Raw genomic sequence first — 20724 nt, 5'->3', positions numbered from 1 at the left:
AATGAGAATGAGAAAAACGTTGGGCATGTTGTTGGTATTGGGCTTACTGGTTAGTTTGATTGCGGGTTGCAGCAGTGGCGATTCTAGTGCCGATCATTCTTATACGCAAAGGGCTCCGATCCAGTCAGAGGAAAAGCAATCGCAAGATTCCACACAATCGTACGATGATATGTATTTCCAAGATTACGGAACGAATCCCTACGTAAATACCGCGGAGGACCAGTTCTCTACCTTCGCGCTCGACGTAGATACAGGTTCCTATACGCTCGCCAGAAATTACATAGAGGAAGGAAGTTTGCCTCCTGGGGAGGCGGTCCGTCCTGAGGAATTTATCAACTACTTCGATTTCGAGTACGATCCGCCCACAGACAGCACGTTTGCCATCTATGCGGGTGGAGGACCTGCTCCTTTTGGGAATAAAGCGGAAGCTCAGTTAGTTCGAATAGGAATCAAAGGGAAAGAAATCGCCGATGAAAATCGGAAAAGAGCGAATCTGACGTTCGTGATTGACGTATCCGGCTCGATGAATAAGGACAACCGGATCGAACTTGTCAAAAGATCGTTGAAGCTGCTCGTGAATCAGCTAAATGCAAGCGATCAAATCGGCATTGTCGTTTATGGCAGTACGGCTCGTAAAGTGCTGGACCCGACGTCAGTAGAAAATGCCGACCTTATTTTGGATGTAATAGACTCCCTTCAAATCGAGGATGCCACCAATGTGGAGGCGGGCCTGCTAGAGGGGTACAAGATGGCAAGCAAGTCTTATGATAAAGAGTCAATTAACCGCGTCATTTTGTGCTCTGACGGTGTAGCCAATATTGGCGAAACGGGTCCCGAGAGCATTTTGAAAACGATTGAAGACTACTCCGGGCGCAATATCTACTTAAGCACATTTGGTTTCGGTATGGGCAATTACAACGATGTTCTTATGGAGCAGCTGGCGGATAAAGGGAACGGAAGCTACGCTTATATCGACGATATCGATGAAGCGAAAACCATTTTTCAAGAGGAGTTGACCGGAACGCTTCAAACGATTGCCAAGGATGCAAAAATTCAAGTGGAATTCGATCCGGACCAAGTCGACAGCTACCGGTTGATCGGATACGAGAATCGGGCTATTGCGGACGAGGATTTCCAGAACAACCGCGTGGATGGCGGGGAGATAGGAGCGGGCCACACCGTTACGGCGCTATACGAAGTTATTCTACAAGATAAAGCTTCAACTCAAATCGGGAAAGTGACAATCCGCTATAAAGACGTGGATGAGAAAAATAAAACGGAACAATTGTCGGAGCCGATCCGACTATCCGGTCAGTTGTCTGAAGAAGCCCGGTTTATCGCTTCCGTGGCCGAATTTGCTGAAATTATGAAGCATCGCGAAGGCGGTGAAGGGGAGCGCTTGCAGGAGGTGCTTCGTCTGGCTAGAGAAACAGCCGCAAGCGAGCGGCAGGACGATTTCGTCTATTTGGTAGAAAGAGCTTTAGAAATCGATGGGAGCATTCGATAAATAAATTCATTGTCGAGAATCCATGTAAAAGATGACCGTTGATTCGAATCACGGTAAAACAAAGCAAACCCTGCTGCTCCAAACGATTGGAGCAGCAGGGTTTGTTCATGAAATCACTCTTTTCGTTCATAGCTTGGCCTTCTCCGTTATTGGTTTGGTAGAGATTCCATGCTGGCTAGTCTACAATATATGTACGGAACCATTTAATAGAAGTCCTTAAAATTGGTATAGGGGAGGGTGACCATGGCCAATATCCATGATATCGCTAAACGTGCGGGAGTGTCCGTATCGACAGTATCGAGGGTTCTGAATCATCATCCTTATGTGTCGGAATCGATGCGGGGAGCTGTACAGCGTGTAATTGACGAGTTGGACTATACGCCAAACCGTTTGGCCGTCGATTTAATTCGCAGGGAGACAAGAATAATCGGAGTAATTATGCCATACAACAACAATCAAGCTTTTGATCAACTGCTCCATGGTGTGCTAAATAGATCGGTCGAGCGTGACTATACGGTGATGGTTTTGCCTACCAAGTATGATCCGGATAAAGAGATCAGCTGTTTAAAAATGCTGAAAAATAAACAACTCGACGGAATTATCATCACCTCTCGTTCGAACACTTGGGATGCCATTGTGCCCTATACAAAGTATGGAACGATAGTCGCTTGCGAATTTACGGATCATCCTGAAATTGGCTGCGCCTACATGAATCGATATGCATCCTTTGTGGAAACGTTCCAACTGCTAAAGGATAAAGGACATTCACGGGTCGCTTTTACGACGGCAAGAGGGGAAGAGAGCAATAGTACTCAGCTGACAATCAAAGCGTACCAGCATATATTTGGTGAGTTGCCGCCACAATATCATTTTAGAAATTGCTACAATATGGATGATGGGAGACGAGCTGCACAACAGCTGCTGCATTTGCCGGATAAACCATCCGCTATTTATGCGAACGGGGATGAGGTTGCGGCGGGAATTTATCAGTATTCGCGGGGCATTGGGCTTGAGGTGCCGGAAGATTTGGCGATTATCGGACAAGAGAATCAGCCTATTGGAATTGGACTAAGCCTATCTACGGTTAATCATCAATTGGTGAGGGTCGGTGAGCAAGCCTTTGATCTTGCAACGGAGAAATCAAGGGATAAGATAGAGATTCCTTATCAAATTATTTTGCGCCAATCGATTTAGCTATTGACCTGAAATGGATTTCATACTTTAGCATACAGGTAGCGACACATTTCTAACTTTGCTGAAGGAGGATGAAATTCATGTATACGACCTTTATTTTTGACGTTGACGGTACACTTATAAACACAGAACAAGCGGTGCTGGGATCATTGCAGAAGCTGCTGAAAAATAATTATAATCGGGAAATAAGCCAGCATGACCTCGCGTTTGTGCTAGGGATTCCAGGGGCGGTATCCTTACGCCAGCTCGGGATTGAAGACGTTGATTACGCGAATAAATGCTGGAATGATTTTATGAGAGATTTTGAAGATACTATTCATGTATTTGAAGGAATTCAGGAGCTGCTTGCTGATCTAAAATGGCGCTCGATCCAAACGGGGATCGTAACGTCCAAGACGAATCAACAGGTTATCGATGACTTCGTCCCTTTTGGTCTTGTGCGTGATTTGCAATATACGGTATGTGCGGATGATACGAAGCTGCATAAGCCCCATCCGGAGCCTTTGCTTAAGTTCCTTGAAGTTACAGGAGCGCGGGCGGATACATCCATTTACATTGGGGATACGATCTACGACTACGAATGCGCGCGCGACGCTGGAGTCGACTTTGGATTAGCGCTGTGGGGATGCAAGCAGCCGGACGTAATTCCGGCCAAGTATAAGTTTGAGCATCCGAATGATATTTTTGCTCTATTAAGTTTTCAATAACATCGCGACAAAACTTCATCTATAAGGAGTGTAATAGGTGCAACTAATTGATTTAATACGAATGGTTGCCTGCAAGGGAGGTGCTTATTATTATCATCGCAGTCGATGTGTACTATGAAGAGCATATGGCGAAAGCGGTCGGGGTCATTTTTCAGCATTGGGAAAATGCTAAGCCGCTTGATATTGTTACCTCTTATACGGAAAATCCTCATGATTACGAACCTGGCTTATTTTATAAAAGAGAGCTGCCTTGCATACAAGAGTTGCTGAAGCTTACGGACATAAACCAAATTCGAACCATCGTTGTGGATGGTTATGTGTACCTAGACAACGATAAGAAGTATGGGCTTGGACACTATGTGTACACCCATTTCTCCGAACAAATTCCGGTGATCGGTGTTGCAAAAACATCCTTTCACGACAATGAGGCCTATGTCCAAAAGGTTTACCGAGGCAAAAGCTCCAAGCCCTTATATGTTACATCTGTCGGAGTCGAACTGGAAACCGCTGCCGAGCATATTCAGAGCATGCATGGAGAGTACCGCTTTCCTCATCTGTTGAAATTGCTGGATCAGCAAACGAAGGAAGTTCGGCTGTAATTTCCTGAATGAGAAGTGCCCATAGTTGTGTGAGAAACCACTAGAGCACGCGCGGAGCCTCTTTTTGAAGGTTTAGTTGTGTGAGAAACCACTAGAGCACGCGCGGAGCCTCTTTTTGGAGGTTTAGTTGTGTGAGAAACCACTAGAGCACGCGCGGAGCCTCTTTTTGGAGGTTTAGTTGTGTGAGAAACCACTAGAGCACGCGACGGGTTTCTAGTTGCGAAGGCATGCCTTAAGGTCAGGCGGCTTTCGCTCACCACTAAGCCAAAAATTAAGGGGTGGCCTCTTAAAAATCCTCAATTTTTCCTCGCCACCACAAAATATTCCCGAGAGCTTTCTTTTAAACAATCCGTTTCGACGATAGAAAAATTCCGCTCCTCAATGGCTCCTACTAAGTGTTGCACTTTAAATGGTTGCACCTTTGGGATCAAGCGGGCTTTGCTGACGAGGAATAATAAGCTTTTTAGAAATCTTTTCTCTCCCAAGCAAGGGGTAGCCGAAATCAATAATCCGCCCGGTTTCAGCAGTTCATTTATTCTTTGTAGAACGATGCGCTCATCTTCCAACAAATGCAGAACATGAAATACGAGAATGGCATCAAAGGAACCTTTCTTTAGCCCTTCATCAAAAATAGTCGCATGAGCATAGTCGATATTGGCAATGTTCCGTTCTTTGGCCTTATTTTCTGCAATTTCGATCATCTTGGAAGAGATGTCAATTGCAGAAACCTCGTTCACATTTTGTGCGATTTCATTGGAAATTAGCCCCGTCCCACAGCCGAAGTCCAGAACAGTATCGCTTATTTTGAGATGCGATTTCGTTCTTTCTATAATATCAACGTAAGTCTCGTTATCATGAATCTCCAATTGATCGTATCGGCTTGCCGATTTGTCCCAAAACCGTTCCAATTTATCCATACCGCACACCTTCTTTGCTGTAACGTTTAATTTAATGGGGCTCAACAGGTTGTTCTGGCCGATTGTATCCCTTAACTAACAGCCATATCGCCAACATCAATTGTTGCAGAGCTATTGGAGCATTAAGCGCCATGTAAGCTGTGTCGAGACCGATGAAGCGAAGCATAAATAGTAGGCTAGCCAGAATGGATAAGGCAGACCCCGCAAGGCCGAGAACGGACAACCAGCGCGGAACCGATTTCACTCGGTAAAAGATACAGTTAAACAAGAGCAAAGCCAATGCAAAAGCTAGCGTCGTGGCGACATGATTGACCAAGTCGCGGCCTTCCCGCATCAATCCGCCTAGTGTCTCAAAATAGAAGGCATTCGCCCCTCCGGTTTGTGCAAACTCATGGCTCAAGGTCAGAAGCAGCAGAAGAATGAGGGTACCGATTATAATAAATACACCAGCAATGATGCCGAATGCGACAGACCCAAGAGCTAAACTTTTGTGATGCTTGCTTAAAATCGGATACATCGCAATCGGAATCCCTACATAAGCGGCAACCATTAACAATTGGAAAAAAGCTCCTGTCAGCACACCCGTTTCATTTGCCGAAGCCCGGGCAAGGTAATCTGCCCCGTCTATAACAGGGACAACGCTAAATACTCCTGTAACGAGCCCGGCTATCAAAAGTAATCCTGTTATTCGCGCATGCTTTCTATTCCAATCTGCACTTTTCCTCAGCATCTTGAACCTCCCTATAATACCTGCCAGCGGCGGATGTTCGCGGGATATGCGAGTGAATAAAGTTTGATCCGCTCTTTATTTCTCTTCGTCATAGTGAAAAACGTCTTCGATGGACTTGCCGAAAACGCGCGCGATGCGAAAAGCGAGCTCTAGCGAAGGGGAATAATTGCCCTTTTCAATAGCGACGATCGTTTGTCTGGTGACCCCGGCTTTATCTGCTAATTGCTGCTGAGTCATTTCGTTATGTTGGAAGCGAAGATTCCTTATTTGATTGCTGATCGCATCCTTTCCCATGTTAAACTCCTTTCCTGTAAAAATATAATTGAGCGATGCGTCCCGTCAGATCGGACACAAAACCGAAGCAGATCAACGCAGCAAACGTGTAGTAAGTTGGAAGATCCGTAACGAGCGGAATCATCGATAAAATAAATCCAATACAAAACACATAAAGCGAAATCCGGTCGGCCTTCAGCTCGATGATCTTATCTAGTTCGTCTTCAAAATGAGGTTCATCCTCATTCGTGGCTATTTTATTAATGATGCTAAACACGATATGAATGATAATCTTAGCAATAATGGAGACAGGGAGCAACACTAGAATGAAGGAACCCCAAAAGCTGAAGTCGCTGCTTGAGGTGATGCTGCCTTCGTCGGCATTTTTTATCGCATATAGAGTGTAGAGAGTGAAGATAAGGATACTGCTAATCATCGAAACAAAGGTTTTTTTCTCTTGGTAGGACATAGTGGCCTCCTCATTAAAATACAATTCGTCAATGTAAACTAAACTATACATAATGTATTTCGAATAAGACTATTTGTCAAGTTTATTTTACAATATAGGGGTAAATAAAAAGCCTCCATTCCATTAAGCGGAATAGAGGCTTTGGTTGCTTATGTTTTGTAACGATTAATTGTGGACGCTGGCCATGACATGCCAGCTGCCTGAAGCAGATAGCGTGTAAAAATATTGTCCTGCGGTCGCACCTGTAACGATAGGGATAAGTGGTGCCCCAGATGCGCCTGGGTAGATATATTGCTGTGAGAAGAGGGATACGGTTTTGGAAGCGACCCATACGTTTGTGCAGGACGTTGCTGTCGTACATACCTTTTTGTATACGTTAATATTAAGAGTATCGTAGGATTTGCCGGTATTCACGATTACGCCTTGACCGAAGTACAGGGTCCCGCCGCTAAGGCTGTAAGTCGGGCTCGTGTAAGAAAAAGCAGCGAATGCCGAAGGTGCGAATGAAAGCAGCAGGGTGGCCAAAAGTATAACGGTCATAAAAGCTCTTTTTAATACGGTTCCTCTTAACATTTGATTAGTCAAAGCTTGCTGTTGCATCATCATTCATAGTTCCTCCTCAGAATGGGTTGTCGGTGAAGCGGATTCATTCCATTTTGAATCATCTAGTAAGTTCTTCCGATGAGTTTCATCACCACCTTTCCAGAGAGCTTCGAAATTCATTGTCAAATCCATTTAAAGATAAGGGAATGTTGATAGATGAAAGGAGGATTGCAAAATAGTGTGTCTGAAAAGTTGCGTAGGGGATGTTTATTTTTCTAAGTATAGGAATTTATTAAAAAAAAGAGGTCATTTAACTAAATTATAGTATAAGTATAATTATTATTCAATAGGGATTAGGGAGTATTTTAACGTTGAGGTAATTGAAATAAGGTTTTCTAAACATCATTATTAAAAAGAAAGGGGTGAGCCCTATGAGACTTTGGAAAAAAGAAACTCAGCTCGATCGAATTAAACTCAAACTTGAAAAAGCGAGACTTAAAGATACCAATTTTATGGACTTTGGTTCGTCCTCGCACAAATACAACGTTCGTTAGAAGCTTACAGAACAAAACACGATTTTATATGGGGGACTTGTCCCTCGTATGGAGTTAATGCCTTATTATGAATCCGTCTGGCCGGAATACAAAGGGAACAGCAATTTTACAGAAAGCTTCACAGCCTGTTTGAAAGAGTTGGGTTTGCCGGATCATTATTTTGACCGTAATTAAGTATGAAAGGAGCACTAATGAAAGGAGCCCTTAAAACCGCTGTAAGAGCGGAATAAGGGCCATCTTTCCTTACTTAATTACATTAGGTTGAAAAAAGGACCATCTTCAGCGAAGGCGAAGGTCGTAACCGGCTGCCCGATCTGCAAGCTGCTGTTGACGCTGCTCCGGAGTGACGTAGCGTGTACCGGAAGGCAAAATGCCGGCAAGATCGGCGAGCTTCACCACCCGCGTTTGTACAGACGGTCCGCCTGATACCGGCGTTGTGCTAGGCAGGTTCTGCCAGCGAACCATAATCGTTCCTTCATGCAGTCCGGCCGTATCTATCCAGTTCGCCACTCCTGTATCTGCAACGGATACTACAAAGGTATAGCTGCCATCCGCATTTGGCGCAGCTTGAATGTTGTTGAGGCTGGATTGATGATGGATAGGGTTTACAGTCACCAACCAAGGGTCCGTTACGGGAAACACGAGATAGCCTGCGCCGCCAGTGTTTACGGTTGCTACAAGCGCCTCATCATCCGCCAGCTTGAAGTGGCCGAATGAGCTTGCTTGCGTGACGAGTGTCCCTAACGTGGAGGAACTGGACGGGCTCGACAGGGTGTTTACCGGATTTAGGCGAGTCTTGATCCCTAAAGCTCCAACGCCGTAATCAATGATTGATTCTTGGAGGTTTACCCAAGCCTCGGAAGCGATGGTGAAATTGTTTTTGGGCGCATGCCAGCTGCCGTCGGGCACTCGTTCCACTGTAAGCGCGTCGGGCGTTTCCGTATTCCAATTGCCGAGGTTGTTGCGGATGAACAGCTGTACGGCTGCGCTTGTAGACTGAATATGGTTGACACGTCCATTCGCCGGATTGCTGTCCACGGTAACGATATAGCTTCCATCCGTATTCACCACTAGGTCTTTCCCTGCTAAAATAGCGACAGTCTGCTGCGAATTGGGATTGCTAATCAAGGAAAATGTCACATCGGTTGGCCCTGGAAAGGTCCGTTTTCCGCGAATAATATATTTCGAAGAGCCATTGATCGGGATGGTACGGTAAATATTATCGGGATTATCGTATGAATAACGTCCGCCTGGCACATTTAATCCAAACCAGCTCCGCGGCGGGGAGTTTAACCAATATACTTTGGGGTGATACGGATCGTTGTTGACCGCTTTTTGAATGGCGCTGAACGCAAGCTCATTTATTGCGTTATCTAGGCGGCTTTCCGCTTCTGCGCTGACAGGACCGCCGTAGGCAAGCTTGTATGCCGCTTTGGCCTGAGCCTTCAGTACAGGATAGGTGAAGCTTTGGTTGATTTGAATGCTAAGCGTATCCAATGCCTTCTGATCGGCCGTTGCGAGCACCGATGCACTTCCTTGAATGAATTGCTCCGATACATCTGCATGAATGCTTTGTGCTGCAACAGAACCTAGAGTTGCGAATATAACCGCGGATAACCCCAGTTTAAGCAACGTTCCTTTCCTTTTCCGGCTTGCTGTCAGCTTTGATTGCAAGTTCGTCATTTCATCATTCTCCCTTCAAATTTTTCCACAAAACGAAAAGAGGCACACTTCTGTAACCCAAATAAATGGATTATTCAGCATGCCTCTGGTTAACCAGTCGGATGTAAACATTTGGATAAAAATAGGTTTGTAACATAATTTAAATTATTCCTATTTGTTTTGTCAACAATAAAAAATCCCCCCTAAAAAGGGGGGATTGGGTTTAAGGAACCCGTGTAAAAAGGCGAGCCTTAAATCAAGGGGTCAAAAAGGGATTTTCTTCGTATTGATTTCGTACCCATATTCGGCGGCCCATTGGGCGAGGCCGTTCCAAAAGCTCTCACAAGCCGAGACGATTTCGGAAGGATCCGCTAACTCCCCCGACATTACTAATTGAACAACACGGTCGAATCCTTCCGGACGGTCGGGCAACTCCAGTGCCTCCGGCAACACTTTTGATCCCGTTGAAAATAGCTTCTGATTATGAAGACCGACGAGCATAGCTCCGTTATGGGCGAACTCCATGGCCAGATAGGGCAAATAGCCCCTCGATCCACTAAATTGCGCATTTCTCAGCTTCCCGACAAACTCATACATCTCTCCTATGAGCACTTCGTTTATTGCGCTTCTGAAATCTTCCCTTGCAGGAGATTCGGCGGCTTCCTTTAATTTTGGGAAGAAACCTTCCGGGTCATACAGGCTAAGCGGAGAAAAAAATGGCCCATGCGTAAGCGGCCAGCTTCCTTCAACTGTAGAGGCGTCCGCGAGAACAATATCTGAGCTTCGAATATTTACTTCAGCTTTCCAAGGCCCCGCCGACCATTCGTAACTGAAATCTACGGGTTCGCCGCTTAATTCATTAAGCACGCAAAACATCTCGATGTCAGAAAACGGGCCGTCCGTACCTTTTGAAATAGAGCCGTAGATTCCAATAGCAACTATCTTTTCTCCATATACCTCATGCAATCTGGATGCAATTTCGTAGCAGGTTTGAAGCCTTTGATCTCTTGTAATCATAATAGGTCCATTCATGTGCACTTGCGCTCATCTCCCTTTAAAATTGTGGCGTGAGTGGCAGGACAGCACATGAATGGGGGGCCTCGGGCTTAACGAGGTACTTTTTTAGGATGCATCCCATTTCCTCCCATATCGTTGTTTAAGGAAATTGTACTCAACTCAATTGGTTTCGGCAAGGCACTGCTCACTGATTCTTTATAGATGAAAAAAAGCCTGCGGCTATGCCCGTCCCCGAAATGGACAAGCAGTAACGCAGGCATCGAACATTATGAACGTGTGAACCCATAGTTTTCGACATAGGCCAGGTTGCTAAAATCGACTGTAATTTTATAATTTCCCGGAGTGAGGTGGCCAACGTTAAGAGTATAAGAAGTGTAGGTCGAGGCATCTAGATTTTTAGGGTAATAGTAGACTGACGTCCACTGTCCGGCAGGGCCTTCTTTGAGCACTTGGACGACCATGCTCGTGTTGTAGAAAGCCCAGACATCAAGGTACAAGATGTGGTTGCCGCCTTGAGCTATAGCGCCTACATTAAAGGTATCGGTTCTTGGAGTAGGATTCAGTGGATTGGCGGAGACAGTTGCCGAGAAAGAGAACAGGGCAAGCATTACTAGCAAAAGTATTTTTTTCATCAATTTCACCTCCTTTCTTCAATGAGAGATGAATCCAATGATGCCTCTTTATTTTATAATAGGAATCAAAAATAGGGAATACTGGATAATAGAGTAGGTTTTAAGGTTCGTTTTTCATTTTAGGAGAGTTGACGACGACAGGGAATTGGTCGCTCAGCGGAACGGTGATGAAATAGAACTGGCTTTTGCCGGGTCCATCTTCGGCTGGAAGAGTGACGGGCAAATCCAGCATTTCATTTTCTTTGATCTCCCAATAAATTTCTGCACCGCTTTCCTGAAGGAAGACGGGCTGATGATTGCGGAACAGAATGGTCGCGTAACGTCCCGGCACTCCGGTGCCCCGCAGTGTCAACTTTGACGGCTTGCCAGCCGGAAGGGACAACGAAGGCTGCTGAATGAAGGAGATTTCCGCTTCTTCAGGTACGAGAGCGACAGTCACATTGCCGGAATCCAGCGAACCGGTGTAGGAGGCTGGGATCGGTTTTACCGGCGCAAGTGGTTGCGCAGGCGTTTCGGTATTTTGGGCGGGAGCGGGGGAAACGACTGTTTTTAGCATGGACAGGGTAAAAAAGTCGACATGAGTTAGTTTGTCTCCCGGCATTTCATCCATCCGATTGACCATTACGATAAACAGATTGCGTTTGGAAAACGGAGAGGTTCCGGCATCCAACGTAATAGGCACGTTCAATACTGATTTGGCCGACATAGCCTGAGAGTAAAGGTATGTGTCCTCTTTGCTGCTGTCGACCCGGTATTTCTGGAGTTTGCCGTCAAGAAACAAGAGGAGGCCGACCTTGTCATCTGTTTCCGTTGCGTTCGCCAGCGATACAACGAGCTGCAGCCTATTGTTTTTATCAGGCTCTACCGATGGGGAGGGGACGAAAGCGCCGTTCCAATTGTATAGACGAAGCCCGTATCCGGTCATCATTTTTGGATCGCTTGGTACGTTTCGTTTGGTGGTATCTTCAATCCGATGTTTGAAATCGCTGATGTCGGTAAGTCCGATGGCAGGAACCGAGGCAGGTTTGTTGTTCCTGGTTTCATCCCCCGTTGTCAGAAAATAGATAAGCAGTACGATGCCGATAACGATGACGTACCCGGCTATTTTTATAGCATTAGTTTTCATTAGTTCTCCTTTTATGGCCTCCTGCATGCAGGCTAAACGATTATTAACGGATTTGTTAAACCCAATTAGATCGTACTAAAACTATAAAAATATGTAAATAAATTGATAGACCCCATTAAGTCGATAGGTCAAAAGAAGCCCCTGCAAGCTCATCGTTGCAGAGGCTTCCTTTTGATTAGTAATAAACTTGCGTTGAATCGCTCCATGATCCATATGAAGGGTCGTAATAGTAGTGAGCGGAAATGGCGCGGATCGCATCGCCGTTCGGGGCGGCTAACGAAGCGACCACGTAATTAGGCGCGCTGCCCGGAGTGAAGCGGCTGTCTCCTACTGTAGAAACATAGCCTGTGTCACCGCCCGGCAGGGAGTAGAAGATGCCGAGAGCTACCGAAACAAAGGAAGTTGAAGCATTGCTGGACTGAGCCCCATAGGTGGATGCATAAGCATGGTCGTTGCCGCCGCTTGTTCCTTGAACAGCGGTAACTGTGCCCTGCGTCGCCGTCGGCGTGGAACCGCTCGAAAATCCGGTTACCGTGCTGGAGCCGGCCGCAGCGGAGGTGGCGAACAGCGCCGAAAGAACGAGCAAACTGAACATCTTCTTTTTCATAAATGATCCATCCTTTCAAATCTAAATTCGATGAGCTCAGGTAGAGAATACAAAAAATATTAAAAAGTGTAAATAATTTCTATGAAAAATCACTCTAAAGACTTATAGGGTAAAAGCCGATTTAAAATGGTAACAATTGCTCATTAGCCGCGTTTACTGGCTACTTTTTCGATTTTATACTACACTAGGAGCAAGTGAAATTTGATAAAAATTGTCGAATTGTGGCTTATTCTGAGTTGGCGGGGATGACTATGTCGAAACAAAAAGGCGGGACGATTATCCTTATTCCGTCGCTAGAGCCGGATAAGAGATTGTTGTCCTATGTGCAGCAATTGAGAGAATATGGTCTGACGCATATTGTCATTGTCGACGACGGCTCTGGCGAGGAATACCAGCCTATTTTCCGAGAGCTGGGCGAGAGAGGCTGCGTGCTGCTGCGGCATACGGAAAATCGGGGGAAAGGCGCTGCGCTAAAGACCGGATTCCAATACATAGAGCAGCAGTACGAGGAGTTGTCCTGTGTTGTAACGGCGGACTCGGACGGACAGCATGCCGCGGAGGATGTATACCGGGTTGCGGAAGAGGCGAAGCGTCATCCTGACGCGCTCATCCTTGGAGTAAGGGACTTTAGCGGGGGAGGAATTCCGCCGAAGTCTTTGCTTGGCAATCGAATGACTTCTTCTCTATTCGCTATGCTGTATGGCAAGAAGCTGTCCGACACCCAGACGGGACTTCGTGCCTTCGGTACGGGGCTGCTTGCTTTTATGCAAGGGGTTCGCGGTACCCGCTTTGAATACGAGCTGCAAATGCTTATTTCCTGCATTCAATCCGGCATATCGATTCATACCCTGCCTATTCAAGTGATATATGAAAATGGAAATTCGGGTACTCACTTTAAAGCTATACGGGATAGCGCACGGGTCATGAGCGTTCTTTTTTCCAACTTTCTGCGCTTTATTTCGTCATCGGTTGCCAGTTCAGTCGTTGATTTAGCAATCGCTTGGCTATTAATCGATTTGTTGAAGCCTGTACTCGGGGAGCAGGACTACTTGAGAATTCTGCTTGCGACAGTTATAGCCAGAATTATTTCCATTATGGTCAACTACTTGCTCAATAAACATTTTGTCTTCCGCAAGGAGGATAGCAGGGGCAGCCTATGGCGTTATTTGACGCTGTGCGCGGTAGTGATCCTGCTTTCCAGCACGGGGGTTTATTTACTTCATTCTCTATTGCTCATGAGCGAAAAAATCGCAAAACTCATCTGTGACGCTTTGCTGTTTCTGCTCAGCTTTGCCATGCAGCGGCGGTGGGTATTTGCAGCAAGGAGGCGGCGGCTTTAGTGCAAAACGAAAAGCGGCAAAATATTCTGTTTGTCGTCACCATCATCTTGATGTCTATTTATTTGCTCTGGCGCATGCTGTTTACGCTGCCGCTCGATCAAGGCTTTCTCAATATTCTATTCGGCATCTTGCTCATCGGGGCGGAAACGATAACGGTACTCACAACCTTTGAATTGTTTTTTCAAAAAATGCAAAAGAAGCGTACTCGGCTGGAGCTGCCAACAATACCGCTGGAGGACTATCCGCATGTGGATGTGTTTATTGCCACGCATAACGAGCCAGTCGATTTGTTATATAAAACCGTCAATGCTTGTACCTTTATGGACTATCCCGACAAGCAAAAGGTCCATATTTATTTATGCGACGATGGCTGTCGTCCGGATGTGGAGGAGCTCGCCAAAGCGTTTGGCATCGGGTATCTTGATTTTCCCGGAAATAAAGATGCTAAATCCGGCAACTTGAATAATGCGCTGAGTAAAACGTCCTCACCGCTTATCGCGACTTTTGATGCGGATATGATTCCGCAGCATACCTTTTTGATGAAGACTGTGCCGTATTTTCACCTCTCCGATTACGTAGAAGACCGCGGAAAATGGCGGGCTCGCGGAGTGGATGCACGGGATGAGCCATTTAAGCTAGGGCTCGTTCAAACCCCGCAAAGCTTCTATAACCCGGATTTATTTCAATTTAACCTATATGCGGAACAAGAAATTCCTAACGAGCAGGACTTTTTTTCAAGAGAGGTCAATATTTTGCGCAATGCCTCTAACGCGGTTTCGTATACGGGGAGCAATACAGTCCTTTCACGGAAGGCGATGGAAGAGATTGGCGGTTTTCCGCTAAATACGATTACTGAAGATTTTGAGACAAGCGTGCGTATGCAGCAAGAGGGTTACATCACCTATGCCACTGAGGAGGTTCAAGCGGCAGGGCTGACCACAACTACTGTCCCAAGCATGATCAAGCAGAGGGTTCGTTGGGCGAGAGGCATTATTCAAAGCTTGCAAAATACAAGCGCCATCTTTTCCAAAAAGCTGCCTCTGTGGACGAGAGTAACCTATATGAGCAGCTACTTGTATTGGTGGTCTTTTTTTAACAGGCTGATCTTTATTTTGGCTCCGATCTTGTTTGCGTTGTTTGATTTCCAAATTGTAAACACCGGTTTTTGGGAAATTTTAATTTTTTGGCTTCCGTCGTATTTTTTCTACAGTATGTCGATGCGGTATTTGTCCAGCAACATTCGGAATCAGCGCTGGAGTCAAGTGATCGATACGATTTTTATGCCATATTTGATTGTACCCGTCGTCCTCGAAACGCTGCACATTCGTGAAAAGAAGTTTAAGGTGACGAGCAAAAAGAAAGGCGCAGGTCGACAATGGGTCATTTCATTGTTATATGCGCTTCCGCATATCTTTCTGCTGCTTCTTTCGATTTCAGCGATATTGCGGTACGTGAACGGTAAATACGGACTTGCTCTTATGTATAGCAGTATCATCATTTTCTGGCTCGCGTACAATCTGGTTGCGATTTGTTACGCGTTGTTCTTCATGATTGGACGCCGCGCTTACCGCGAGACGGAGCGTATTGCGGCACAAGAGGATGTCACGATTCATTATAAAGAAAAGGGACTGCGCTATGAGGCCCGGACGGTCGATGTTTCGGAAAATGGCATTGCTTTATACGTGCCGGTTCCCATCTTTTTGCCGCCGGAAACAACGATTTCGTTAGTGGTAAAAACCGCGCGTTATGAGGCGAACCTTGAAGCCGTCATCGCTTATGTCAAAAAGAACGGAGACGGCTGGCGTTATTCGGCAACGGTTCGGCCCGTCAGCGAGATAGATAAGCGGCAATATATGCAAATTATTTATGACCGAAACCATTCTTTGCCCCAGCAGATGAATCTGTGGGATACGGCCTATGACGGTATGGTGCGAAATGTGCAAAAACGTATGGAGCAGTCATATTCGGACAGAAGAAAAATGCCGAGAATTTCTCTTCAAAGTACGATCTTTTTTACAAATGGCGCTAGCTGTACGCTGCACAGCTTTAATTACTTGTACTTTACCGCTTCCGGCTTTCGGGGCGATATTTCGGCAGGGGATGTTCTTACTTTGTATACCGAAAGCAATATCGAGGTCATTTTGCGGCATACAGGAACTCTGACGGCCGATCAGCAAGAAACGCTTCTTTCCATTGAGAATATCGACGATTTGGCAGAACGGAATCTTATCGATCGGATGCTTGACGATTTAAATCAAACTACCGCGCTCATGCCGAGATCGCTTCGAATTCAGCTGCAGAAGACTAGGGGAGACAGGAGAGATTGAGATGATGCTTCAGCTTTTAATGATTGCCTTGTTGGTCCTCTCCTGTCTTGGTTATATGCTATTCGTGCGAAGCACGCTTTCCCTGCAATGGGAGTTCGTACCTGTGTTTGTGTTTTCCTCTATAGCTTGCATTGTATTTATAGGCGGCTTGGGGGGACTGCTCTATGAGGTCAGCTATGCCGTTCTCCTTTTGGGCCTGTTAGCCTTTGTTGTATCCATCCTGGTTTGGCTGTTCAAAAGGGCACCGTTTCGTTTATCCTATTCGATCTTCCATATTGTTTTTTTGGCGGGAAGTTTCATTTTTTTGCTTGTGCTGTTCCAGAACAAACTGACGCATTATGATAATTTTTCCCACTGGGCTATCGTTGTGAAAGTGATGTTAAGTACGGATGCTTTTCCAACGCCGGATTCCAATCTGATTGAGTTTAAAAACTATCCGCTTGGCATCTCGTCTTTCATCTACTATATTTGCCGGTTTGCAGGACATTCCCAGTCGGTCATGCTGCTCGGACAAGGGCTGCTCATCTTCTCCTGTTTCTATGCCATGTTCGGCATCGTTTCGGAAAAGAGGCGCTTTCTTTTGTATGCTTTTCTCGGACTGGGGCTCTCTACGCTTTCCTTTTTTAATCTTACGATTCGAATTACGAATCTGCTTGTCGATTTTCTGCTCCCTATTTATGCGCTGGCCATCTTTGCGGTTGTTTACCGTTACCGTAACGAAATGATGAGGGCCTGCCTCGTCGTTCTCCCGCTTGCAGGGCTGCTGACTATTATTAAAAGCACGGGCATTCTTTTTGCGGCAATCGGGTTAATCTTTCTGATTTATACTTGGCTGACTCATTGGACTAAACCTGGCTGGAGGAACGCGCTCGTCATTGTTTTGATTGTAGGCGGCGTTTTGCTCCCTTACTTTGGCTGGAGCTGGCGTATGGCAACCGATTTTAAGGATGTGGAAAATAAATTCGACGTTTCTTCTACGGGGCTTCAAAATACGGAGATGGGTAAAACGAAAGAGGAGATGCAGGATATTACCTCCTTGTTCATAAGCTCAAGCACGGATCTTTCGACGCGTCCAGCCATGGGCATTGTCGCATTTCAGCTTTTGGCGATGGCGGCCTCTATTTTTGCGGCGGTTGTGTTGAAGAAGAAATGGAAGCTATGGAAGGCGCTCATTGCCCTTGATGTTGTGCTCTTGCTGTATTATGTAGGAATTTTGGGGCTGTATCTCTATTCGATGCCTACGGTGGAGGCAATTTATTTGGCCGGATTTGAGCGTTATGCTTCAAGCATAGTCATTCTTTTTGCCGGAGCTCTCGTTCTGTGCGCCGTAGTGGATATCGAGCGATCCTTTTATTATAAAATGGGGAATACGCCTGTCGATCGTGCATTCAAAAATGTAAAAATGAAGAGCTTCTATCAAAAAGGAATTATGATATGTACGGCTGTCGCTATCAATGTGCTGCTGTCGGAATACAACGGCATTGCGGCCATCTCCAAAAGCTATGAAAATACGCTCCCGTACAAAGTTCATGAGGTGACTGGAGATCGGTGGTATGCAAATGGCGAAGAGGATTCGAGTAACTATTTGATGTACGGTTCGGATAACAATTTGCAGGTAACGAACTATTACATGCAGTATATCGGAAAGTACTACCTCTATTCCCCGAACGTAGACGGGATTGTTATGTTCTATGAGGACAATATGGACAATTTGCTCGGCGGATACGATTATTTAGTCGTCGTGGAGAGCGATTCCGAAGGGAATCGGCTGTTGAAAAAGCGTTATGGCGTTGAAATGCAGCAGGGCATCTACAAAATTACTCGCTCTGGAGAGAGGGTTAGCCTTACAATGGTTTAAGCAAGCCGCAATCGTAGCGTTAACGTTTTTGAAGCGGCAATGTTGTTAATACTGGTCAAAGGAATCACTCTTCAACTAACCATTTCGAAAGATCAAAAAAGGAGGACTAAATATGTCCTATATCGTTGATTTTAAACAAGTGTCCACAGTTGGGTTGGAAACTTCGCCCGTTGCGGAAGCGCTGGCAGGATTGCGCGCCAATGAAGCCCGTTACTTTATGAATAAGTACAAACATACATTTGAAGTAGTACCGGCTAGCGAAAGCCAGGACAATTTGGATTATGCCAACCGAGTTTTAAAAGAAGAACGAGGCATTGAGTTTGCCGCCAAACCTTTGGAAACATCGCGTTTTCAAGTGGAAAACATCCAATTTACTTATGTCTTTTACGAGGACGGTCTTTCCATAAACGTCATGTACACGGTTGACGACCCTAAGAAGCGCGCTGTCGGGTTTAAGCTTTCTGAAGGAATGGAAATTCCGCAGGAGCTGGCAGAGAAGTTTAAGTTTGCGAGGCAGAAGTCCAAGCTGGCGGGAACGATCCGCGGTTCGTTTTTTGTCATTAAGGGTGAGTATGAAAAGGAAATAAAGCGGAGCTGACGTACTTAAGGGTACGTCTTTTCTGTATTTCCGAGTCACTGAAGGGAGCGATTTGAATGGAACAAGAGCTGGTTGCTTTGACATGCCGAGTGTGTAAAGGCGTAGCGAGGCGCATAAGCATGGAAAGTGAAAGGTTCGATATTGTCGGCTATGATAATGAAATTTTTGAATGGTCGGATTTTGAAGATGAGGTTCCCTCATTGGAGGAGGAGCAGTGGATGCGCTCGGATCAACCGCCTGAACGAGGTCAGCTTAGAACGCTCAAGGTTCATCATCCTTTTCATATGAAAATGGGAGAACCGTTTTGGGTGATGTACACTCCGGTACTTACCAGTTTTAACGGCTGGGATTCGCATCCCGAAGAAATAGAACAAACTGCTTTTGTTCAGTGCTCCATTGAACGTGTCATGGAACGAAATGAGTTTAAAGCTTGGTTGCGGATAAAAGTATTGGATGTACGAATGGTGACGGATTTTAATGAGATATTTTTGGAGCGTGACGGCAACAGCGGTTATTTGGACGATTTTGAGATGTTCAGAGATTCTAACAGTCCTCATATATTCAGTTATCGAGATTGGTTATTCATAAGTGCAGGCTCACAAGGAAACATCGGTGTTTGGGGACTTGTAAAATGTATAGACCATCAATACCATATGTTAGTATTCGGAGCCTGGGAGTTTCATGAAAATAACGCGTATGGGGGCAATATTTTGCTGCCTAAGGATCGAATCGATGCATGGATTAAGCGGGCGGTGGAAAATAATTGCTATGTAAGGGTAGAGTAACAGATAAAGATCCAGAAGAAATCGTTGTTGGCGGTATTGGCAATGTGAGATGACGGCTTGAGCTATTAGGAATAGAAAGAAGCCAAGGGGAAATCGTTGATTTTGTGACGGAGTGGCGCTGCTTTATCCGGTATGGAGAAATACTTGATGTGAGGCAGTACAAAGGCGCTTGGGATTCAAACAGTATGCGAAATTCCTTTCGGCAAGATGGTCTGAACTTACGGGGACGGAAGATCATTTAACAGGTTTATAGTTAATGGTGTTTAAGTAGTTATAAGAGCCAAGGCGCTTTCATCTTATAAAGCGTGTTGGCTTTTTTTGTACCTATTACCTTAGTTGGAGATTAGGTATTCCGTGACGCCTTCGAGTCATCTACTATTTTCCAAAATGTGTTATGATGAAATAGACAATGACCACTATCCCAATAAATTTTAAAAGGTGAAAAATGATAAAAGTAAGTCATCTAGAAATAAAACCTGGAACTCGATTTCACGAAACCGATCCTGACCAAGACGGGAATAAAAATACTAGGTTTGCCGATCTTCTAATAGACGGAAAATCTCTTTATCAAATGCTCCGAAAGCATGATTTGGTTCCAGCTTTAGGATGGGGAAGTAAAGAGCATCAAAGGAAAACCATTGATTATTTTTTGCTTCGACAACGGCATGAATATTTGTACTACAGATAAAACCCGCTGTCCGATAGAATTCATCTTTTTTAGAAAGAAGGCTTATGCAAAATGACAGCCATTTACGAAGTGCAATATGAGCAAAAATCGACTTTAAGAAATCTTCTGGAACTATACAAATATGATTTTACCGAGTTTGATCCCGAGGATGTCAATGAAAATGGATTATATGAATACTCATACCTGGATCATTACTGGACCGAAGAGGGACGATATCCCTTTTTTATTCGTGTAGAAGGGAAACTCGCCGGATTTGCTCTGGTCAGAGAGCTGGGAGTGGACGAGAACGACAAATCGATTTATTCCATTGCAGAGTTTTTTGTTATGAAAAAATATAGAGGAGCTGGAGTTGGCCAAAATGCAGCTTATGAAGTGTTCAGTCGTTTTCATGGCGTTTGGAAAGTGGCCGAAATGGAGGAAAACATACCGGCGCAGCTTTTTTGGAGAAAAACGATTCAGAACTATACCAACGGCAACTTTGAAGAGGTCAGAGAAGAGGATTGGGACGGGCCTATTCAGATGTTTTCAGTGGATAAAAAAGGGTAATGTGAGAGTGTGTCAAAATATTAGGTGTAACGGAAAAAGCAAGAC

The 20724-nt window shown here is 45.3% G+C and carries 21 protein-coding genes; 11 read left to right on the top strand and 10 right to left on the bottom strand.

Annotated elements, in window-relative coordinates; genetic code table 11:
- The first annotated feature begins 7 nt into the window (after positions 1-7).
- The 4 genes from ACFQZE_RS14915 to ACFQZE_RS14900 all read left to right on the top strand — a co-directional run bounded on the left by ACFQZE_RS14915 (position 8) and on the right by ACFQZE_RS14900 (position 4007).
- On the top strand, positions 8-1507 hold the full coding sequence (locus tag ACFQZE_RS14915; protein ID WP_379358329.1) for a vWA domain-containing protein: 1500 nt from the start codon (positions 8-10) through the stop codon (positions 1505-1507).
- Positions 1508-1750: 243 nt separating this feature from the next.
- Positions 1751-2701 carry a LacI family DNA-binding transcriptional regulator gene (locus ACFQZE_RS14910; RefSeq protein WP_379358327.1) on the top strand — a complete coding sequence of 317 codons (951 nt, stop codon included), beginning with the start codon at positions 1751-1753 and terminating at the stop codon, positions 2699-2701.
- An 80-nt stretch (positions 2702-2781) separates the two neighbouring features.
- Positions 2782-3408 (top strand): HAD family hydrolase, encoded by a 627-nt coding sequence (locus ACFQZE_RS14905; RefSeq protein ID WP_379358325.1) that lies wholly within the window; start codon positions 2782-2784, stop codon positions 3406-3408.
- 80 nt (positions 3409-3488) lie between these two features.
- Positions 3489-4007 (top strand): endonuclease V, encoded by a 519-nt coding sequence (locus ACFQZE_RS14900; protein ID WP_379358323.1) that lies wholly within the window; start codon positions 3489-3491, stop codon positions 4005-4007.
- 296 nt (positions 4008-4303) lie between these two features.
- Here the strand turns inward: ACFQZE_RS14900 and ACFQZE_RS14895 are convergent, their stop codons facing one another.
- The 10 genes from ACFQZE_RS14895 to ACFQZE_RS14850 form a co-directional block, all read right to left on the bottom strand.
- Entirely contained in the window at positions 4304-4924 is a 621-nt protein-coding gene (locus ACFQZE_RS14895; protein ID WP_379358321.1) for a class I SAM-dependent methyltransferase, read from the bottom strand.
- A 31-nt stretch (positions 4925-4955) separates the two neighbouring features.
- Positions 4956-5654, bottom strand: coding sequence for a DUF4386 domain-containing protein (locus ACFQZE_RS14890; protein ID WP_379358319.1), 699 nt, complete (start codon positions 5652-5654; stop codon positions 4956-4958).
- A gap of 75 nt (positions 5655-5729) precedes the next feature.
- Positions 5730-5948, bottom strand: coding sequence for a helix-turn-helix transcriptional regulator (locus tag ACFQZE_RS14885; RefSeq protein WP_379358317.1), 219 nt, complete (start codon positions 5946-5948; stop codon positions 5730-5732).
- A gap of 1 nt (position 5949) precedes the next feature.
- Positions 5950-6396, bottom strand: coding sequence for a hypothetical protein (locus tag ACFQZE_RS14880; RefSeq protein WP_379358315.1), 447 nt, complete (start codon positions 6394-6396; stop codon positions 5950-5952).
- A gap of 165 nt (positions 6397-6561) precedes the next feature.
- Positions 6562-7002 carry a hypothetical protein gene (locus ACFQZE_RS14875; protein WP_379358313.1) on the bottom strand — a complete coding sequence of 147 codons (441 nt, stop codon included), beginning with the start codon at positions 7000-7002 and terminating at the stop codon, positions 6562-6564.
- A gap of 770 nt (positions 7003-7772) precedes the next feature.
- The gene (locus ACFQZE_RS14870) at positions 7773-9176 is read right to left on the bottom strand and encodes a hypothetical protein (protein WP_379358311.1); all 1404 of its coding nucleotides are present in this window, start codon (positions 9174-9176) and stop codon (positions 7773-7775) included.
- 243 nt (positions 9177-9419) lie between these two features.
- On the bottom strand, positions 9420-10193 hold the full coding sequence (locus ACFQZE_RS14865; RefSeq protein ID WP_379358309.1) for an ANT(4')-I family aminoglycoside nucleotidyltransferase: 774 nt from the start codon (positions 10191-10193) through the stop codon (positions 9420-9422).
- Positions 10194-10438: 245 nt separating this feature from the next.
- Positions 10439-10804, bottom strand: a complete 366-nt coding sequence (locus ACFQZE_RS14860) for a hypothetical protein (RefSeq protein WP_379358307.1) — start codon at positions 10802-10804, stop codon at positions 10439-10441.
- Between the two features lie 100 nt (positions 10805-10904).
- The gene (locus ACFQZE_RS14855; protein ID WP_379358305.1) at positions 10905-11930 is read right to left on the bottom strand and encodes a hypothetical protein; all 1026 of its coding nucleotides are present in this window, start codon (positions 11928-11930) and stop codon (positions 10905-10907) included.
- Between the two features lie 175 nt (positions 11931-12105).
- Complete coding sequence (locus ACFQZE_RS14850; RefSeq protein WP_379358303.1) at positions 12106-12537, bottom strand: hypothetical protein; 432 nt, start codon at positions 12535-12537, stop codon at positions 12106-12108.
- 251 nt (positions 12538-12788) lie between these two features.
- Here ACFQZE_RS14850 and ACFQZE_RS14845 point away from each other — a divergent pair, with 251 nt between their 5' ends.
- From ACFQZE_RS14845 to ACFQZE_RS14815, 7 genes are all read left to right on the top strand, one after another.
- Positions 12789-13877, top strand: coding sequence for a GtrA family protein (locus ACFQZE_RS14845; RefSeq protein ID WP_379358301.1), 1089 nt, complete (start codon positions 12789-12791; stop codon positions 13875-13877).
- Positions 13877-16204: a glycosyltransferase gene (locus ACFQZE_RS14840; RefSeq protein WP_379358299.1), complete on the top strand. Its 2328-nt coding sequence runs from the start codon at positions 13877-13879 to the stop codon at positions 16202-16204. The genes ACFQZE_RS14845 and ACFQZE_RS14840 overlap by 1 nt, the downstream gene beginning before the upstream one ends.
- 1 nt (position 16205) lies before the next feature.
- The gene (locus tag ACFQZE_RS14835; protein WP_379358297.1) at positions 16206-18062 is read left to right on the top strand and encodes a hypothetical protein; all 1857 of its coding nucleotides are present in this window, start codon (positions 16206-16208) and stop codon (positions 18060-18062) included.
- 112 nt (positions 18063-18174) lie between these two features.
- A complete protein-coding gene (locus ACFQZE_RS14830; RefSeq protein ID WP_379358295.1) occupies positions 18175-18660 on the top strand; it encodes a phage tail protein in 486 nt (161 codons plus the stop codon).
- 119 nt (positions 18661-18779) lie between these two features.
- Positions 18780-19445, top strand: a complete 666-nt coding sequence (locus ACFQZE_RS14825) for a hypothetical protein (RefSeq protein ID WP_379358293.1) — start codon at positions 18780-18782, stop codon at positions 19443-19445.
- A gap of 104 nt (positions 19446-19549) precedes the next feature.
- The gene (locus ACFQZE_RS14820) at positions 19550-19687 is read left to right on the top strand and encodes an ATP-grasp domain-containing protein (RefSeq protein ID WP_379358291.1); all 138 of its coding nucleotides are present in this window, start codon (positions 19550-19552) and stop codon (positions 19685-19687) included.
- A 497-nt stretch (positions 19688-20184) separates the two neighbouring features.
- Positions 20185-20679 carry a GNAT family N-acetyltransferase gene (locus ACFQZE_RS14815; RefSeq protein ID WP_379358289.1) on the top strand — a complete coding sequence of 165 codons (495 nt, stop codon included), beginning with the start codon at positions 20185-20187 and terminating at the stop codon, positions 20677-20679.
- Positions 20680-20724 lie beyond the last annotated feature (45 nt).

Origin of the sequence: Paenibacillus sp. GCM10027627, from assembly GCF_042675505.1 — a bacterium.
GTDB lineage: Bacteria > Bacillota > Bacilli > Paenibacillales > Paenibacillaceae > Pristimantibacillus.
Note: the sequence above shows the minus strand (reverse complement) of the source record. Positions and strands in the feature narration are given on the sequence as shown.

Coding starts and splice junctions, on each gene's coding strand:
- ACFQZE_RS14915 (WP_379358329.1), top strand. CDS start 8: ATGAGAAAAACGTTGGGCATGTTGTTGGTATTGGGCTTACTGGTTAGT.
- ACFQZE_RS14910 (WP_379358327.1), top strand. CDS start 1,751: ATGGCCAATATCCATGATATCGCTAAACGTGCGGGAGTGTCCGTATCG.
- ACFQZE_RS14905 (WP_379358325.1), top strand. CDS start 2,782: ATGTATACGACCTTTATTTTTGACGTTGACGGTACACTTATAAACACA.
- ACFQZE_RS14895 (WP_379358321.1), bottom strand. CDS start 4,924: ATGGATAAATTGGAACGGTTTTGGGACAAATCGGCAAGCCGATACGAT.
- ACFQZE_RS14890 (WP_379358319.1), bottom strand. CDS start 5,654: ATGCTGAGGAAAAGTGCAGATTGGAATAGAAAGCATGCGCGAATAACA.
- ACFQZE_RS14885 (WP_379358317.1), bottom strand. CDS start 5,948: ATGGGAAAGGATGCGATCAGCAATCAAATAAGGAATCTTCGCTTCCAA.
- ACFQZE_RS14880 (WP_379358315.1), bottom strand. CDS start 6,396: ATGTCCTACCAAGAGAAAAAAACCTTTGTTTCGATGATTAGCAGTATC.
- ACFQZE_RS14875 (WP_379358313.1), bottom strand. CDS start 7,002: ATGATGATGCAACAGCAAGCTTTGACTAATCAAATGTTAAGAGGAACC.
- ACFQZE_RS14870 (WP_379358311.1), bottom strand. CDS start 9,176: ATGACGAACTTGCAATCAAAGCTGACAGCAAGCCGGAAAAGGAAAGGA.
- ACFQZE_RS14860 (WP_379358307.1), bottom strand. CDS start 10,804: ATGAAAAAAATACTTTTGCTAGTAATGCTTGCCCTGTTCTCTTTCTCG.
- ACFQZE_RS14855 (WP_379358305.1), bottom strand. CDS start 11,930: ATGAAAACTAATGCTATAAAAATAGCCGGGTACGTCATCGTTATCGGC.
- ACFQZE_RS14850 (WP_379358303.1), bottom strand. CDS start 12,537: ATGAAAAAGAAGATGTTCAGTTTGCTCGTTCTTTCGGCGCTGTTCGCC.
- ACFQZE_RS14845 (WP_379358301.1), top strand. CDS start 12,789: ATGTCGAAACAAAAAGGCGGGACGATTATCCTTATTCCGTCGCTAGAG.
- ACFQZE_RS14835 (WP_379358297.1), top strand. CDS start 16,206: ATGATGCTTCAGCTTTTAATGATTGCCTTGTTGGTCCTCTCCTGTCTT.
- ACFQZE_RS14830 (WP_379358295.1), top strand. CDS start 18,175: ATGTCCTATATCGTTGATTTTAAACAAGTGTCCACAGTTGGGTTGGAA.
- ACFQZE_RS14825 (WP_379358293.1), top strand. CDS start 18,780: ATGGAAAGTGAAAGGTTCGATATTGTCGGCTATGATAATGAAATTTTT.
- ACFQZE_RS14815 (WP_379358289.1), top strand. CDS start 20,185: ATGACAGCCATTTACGAAGTGCAATATGAGCAAAAATCGACTTTAAGA.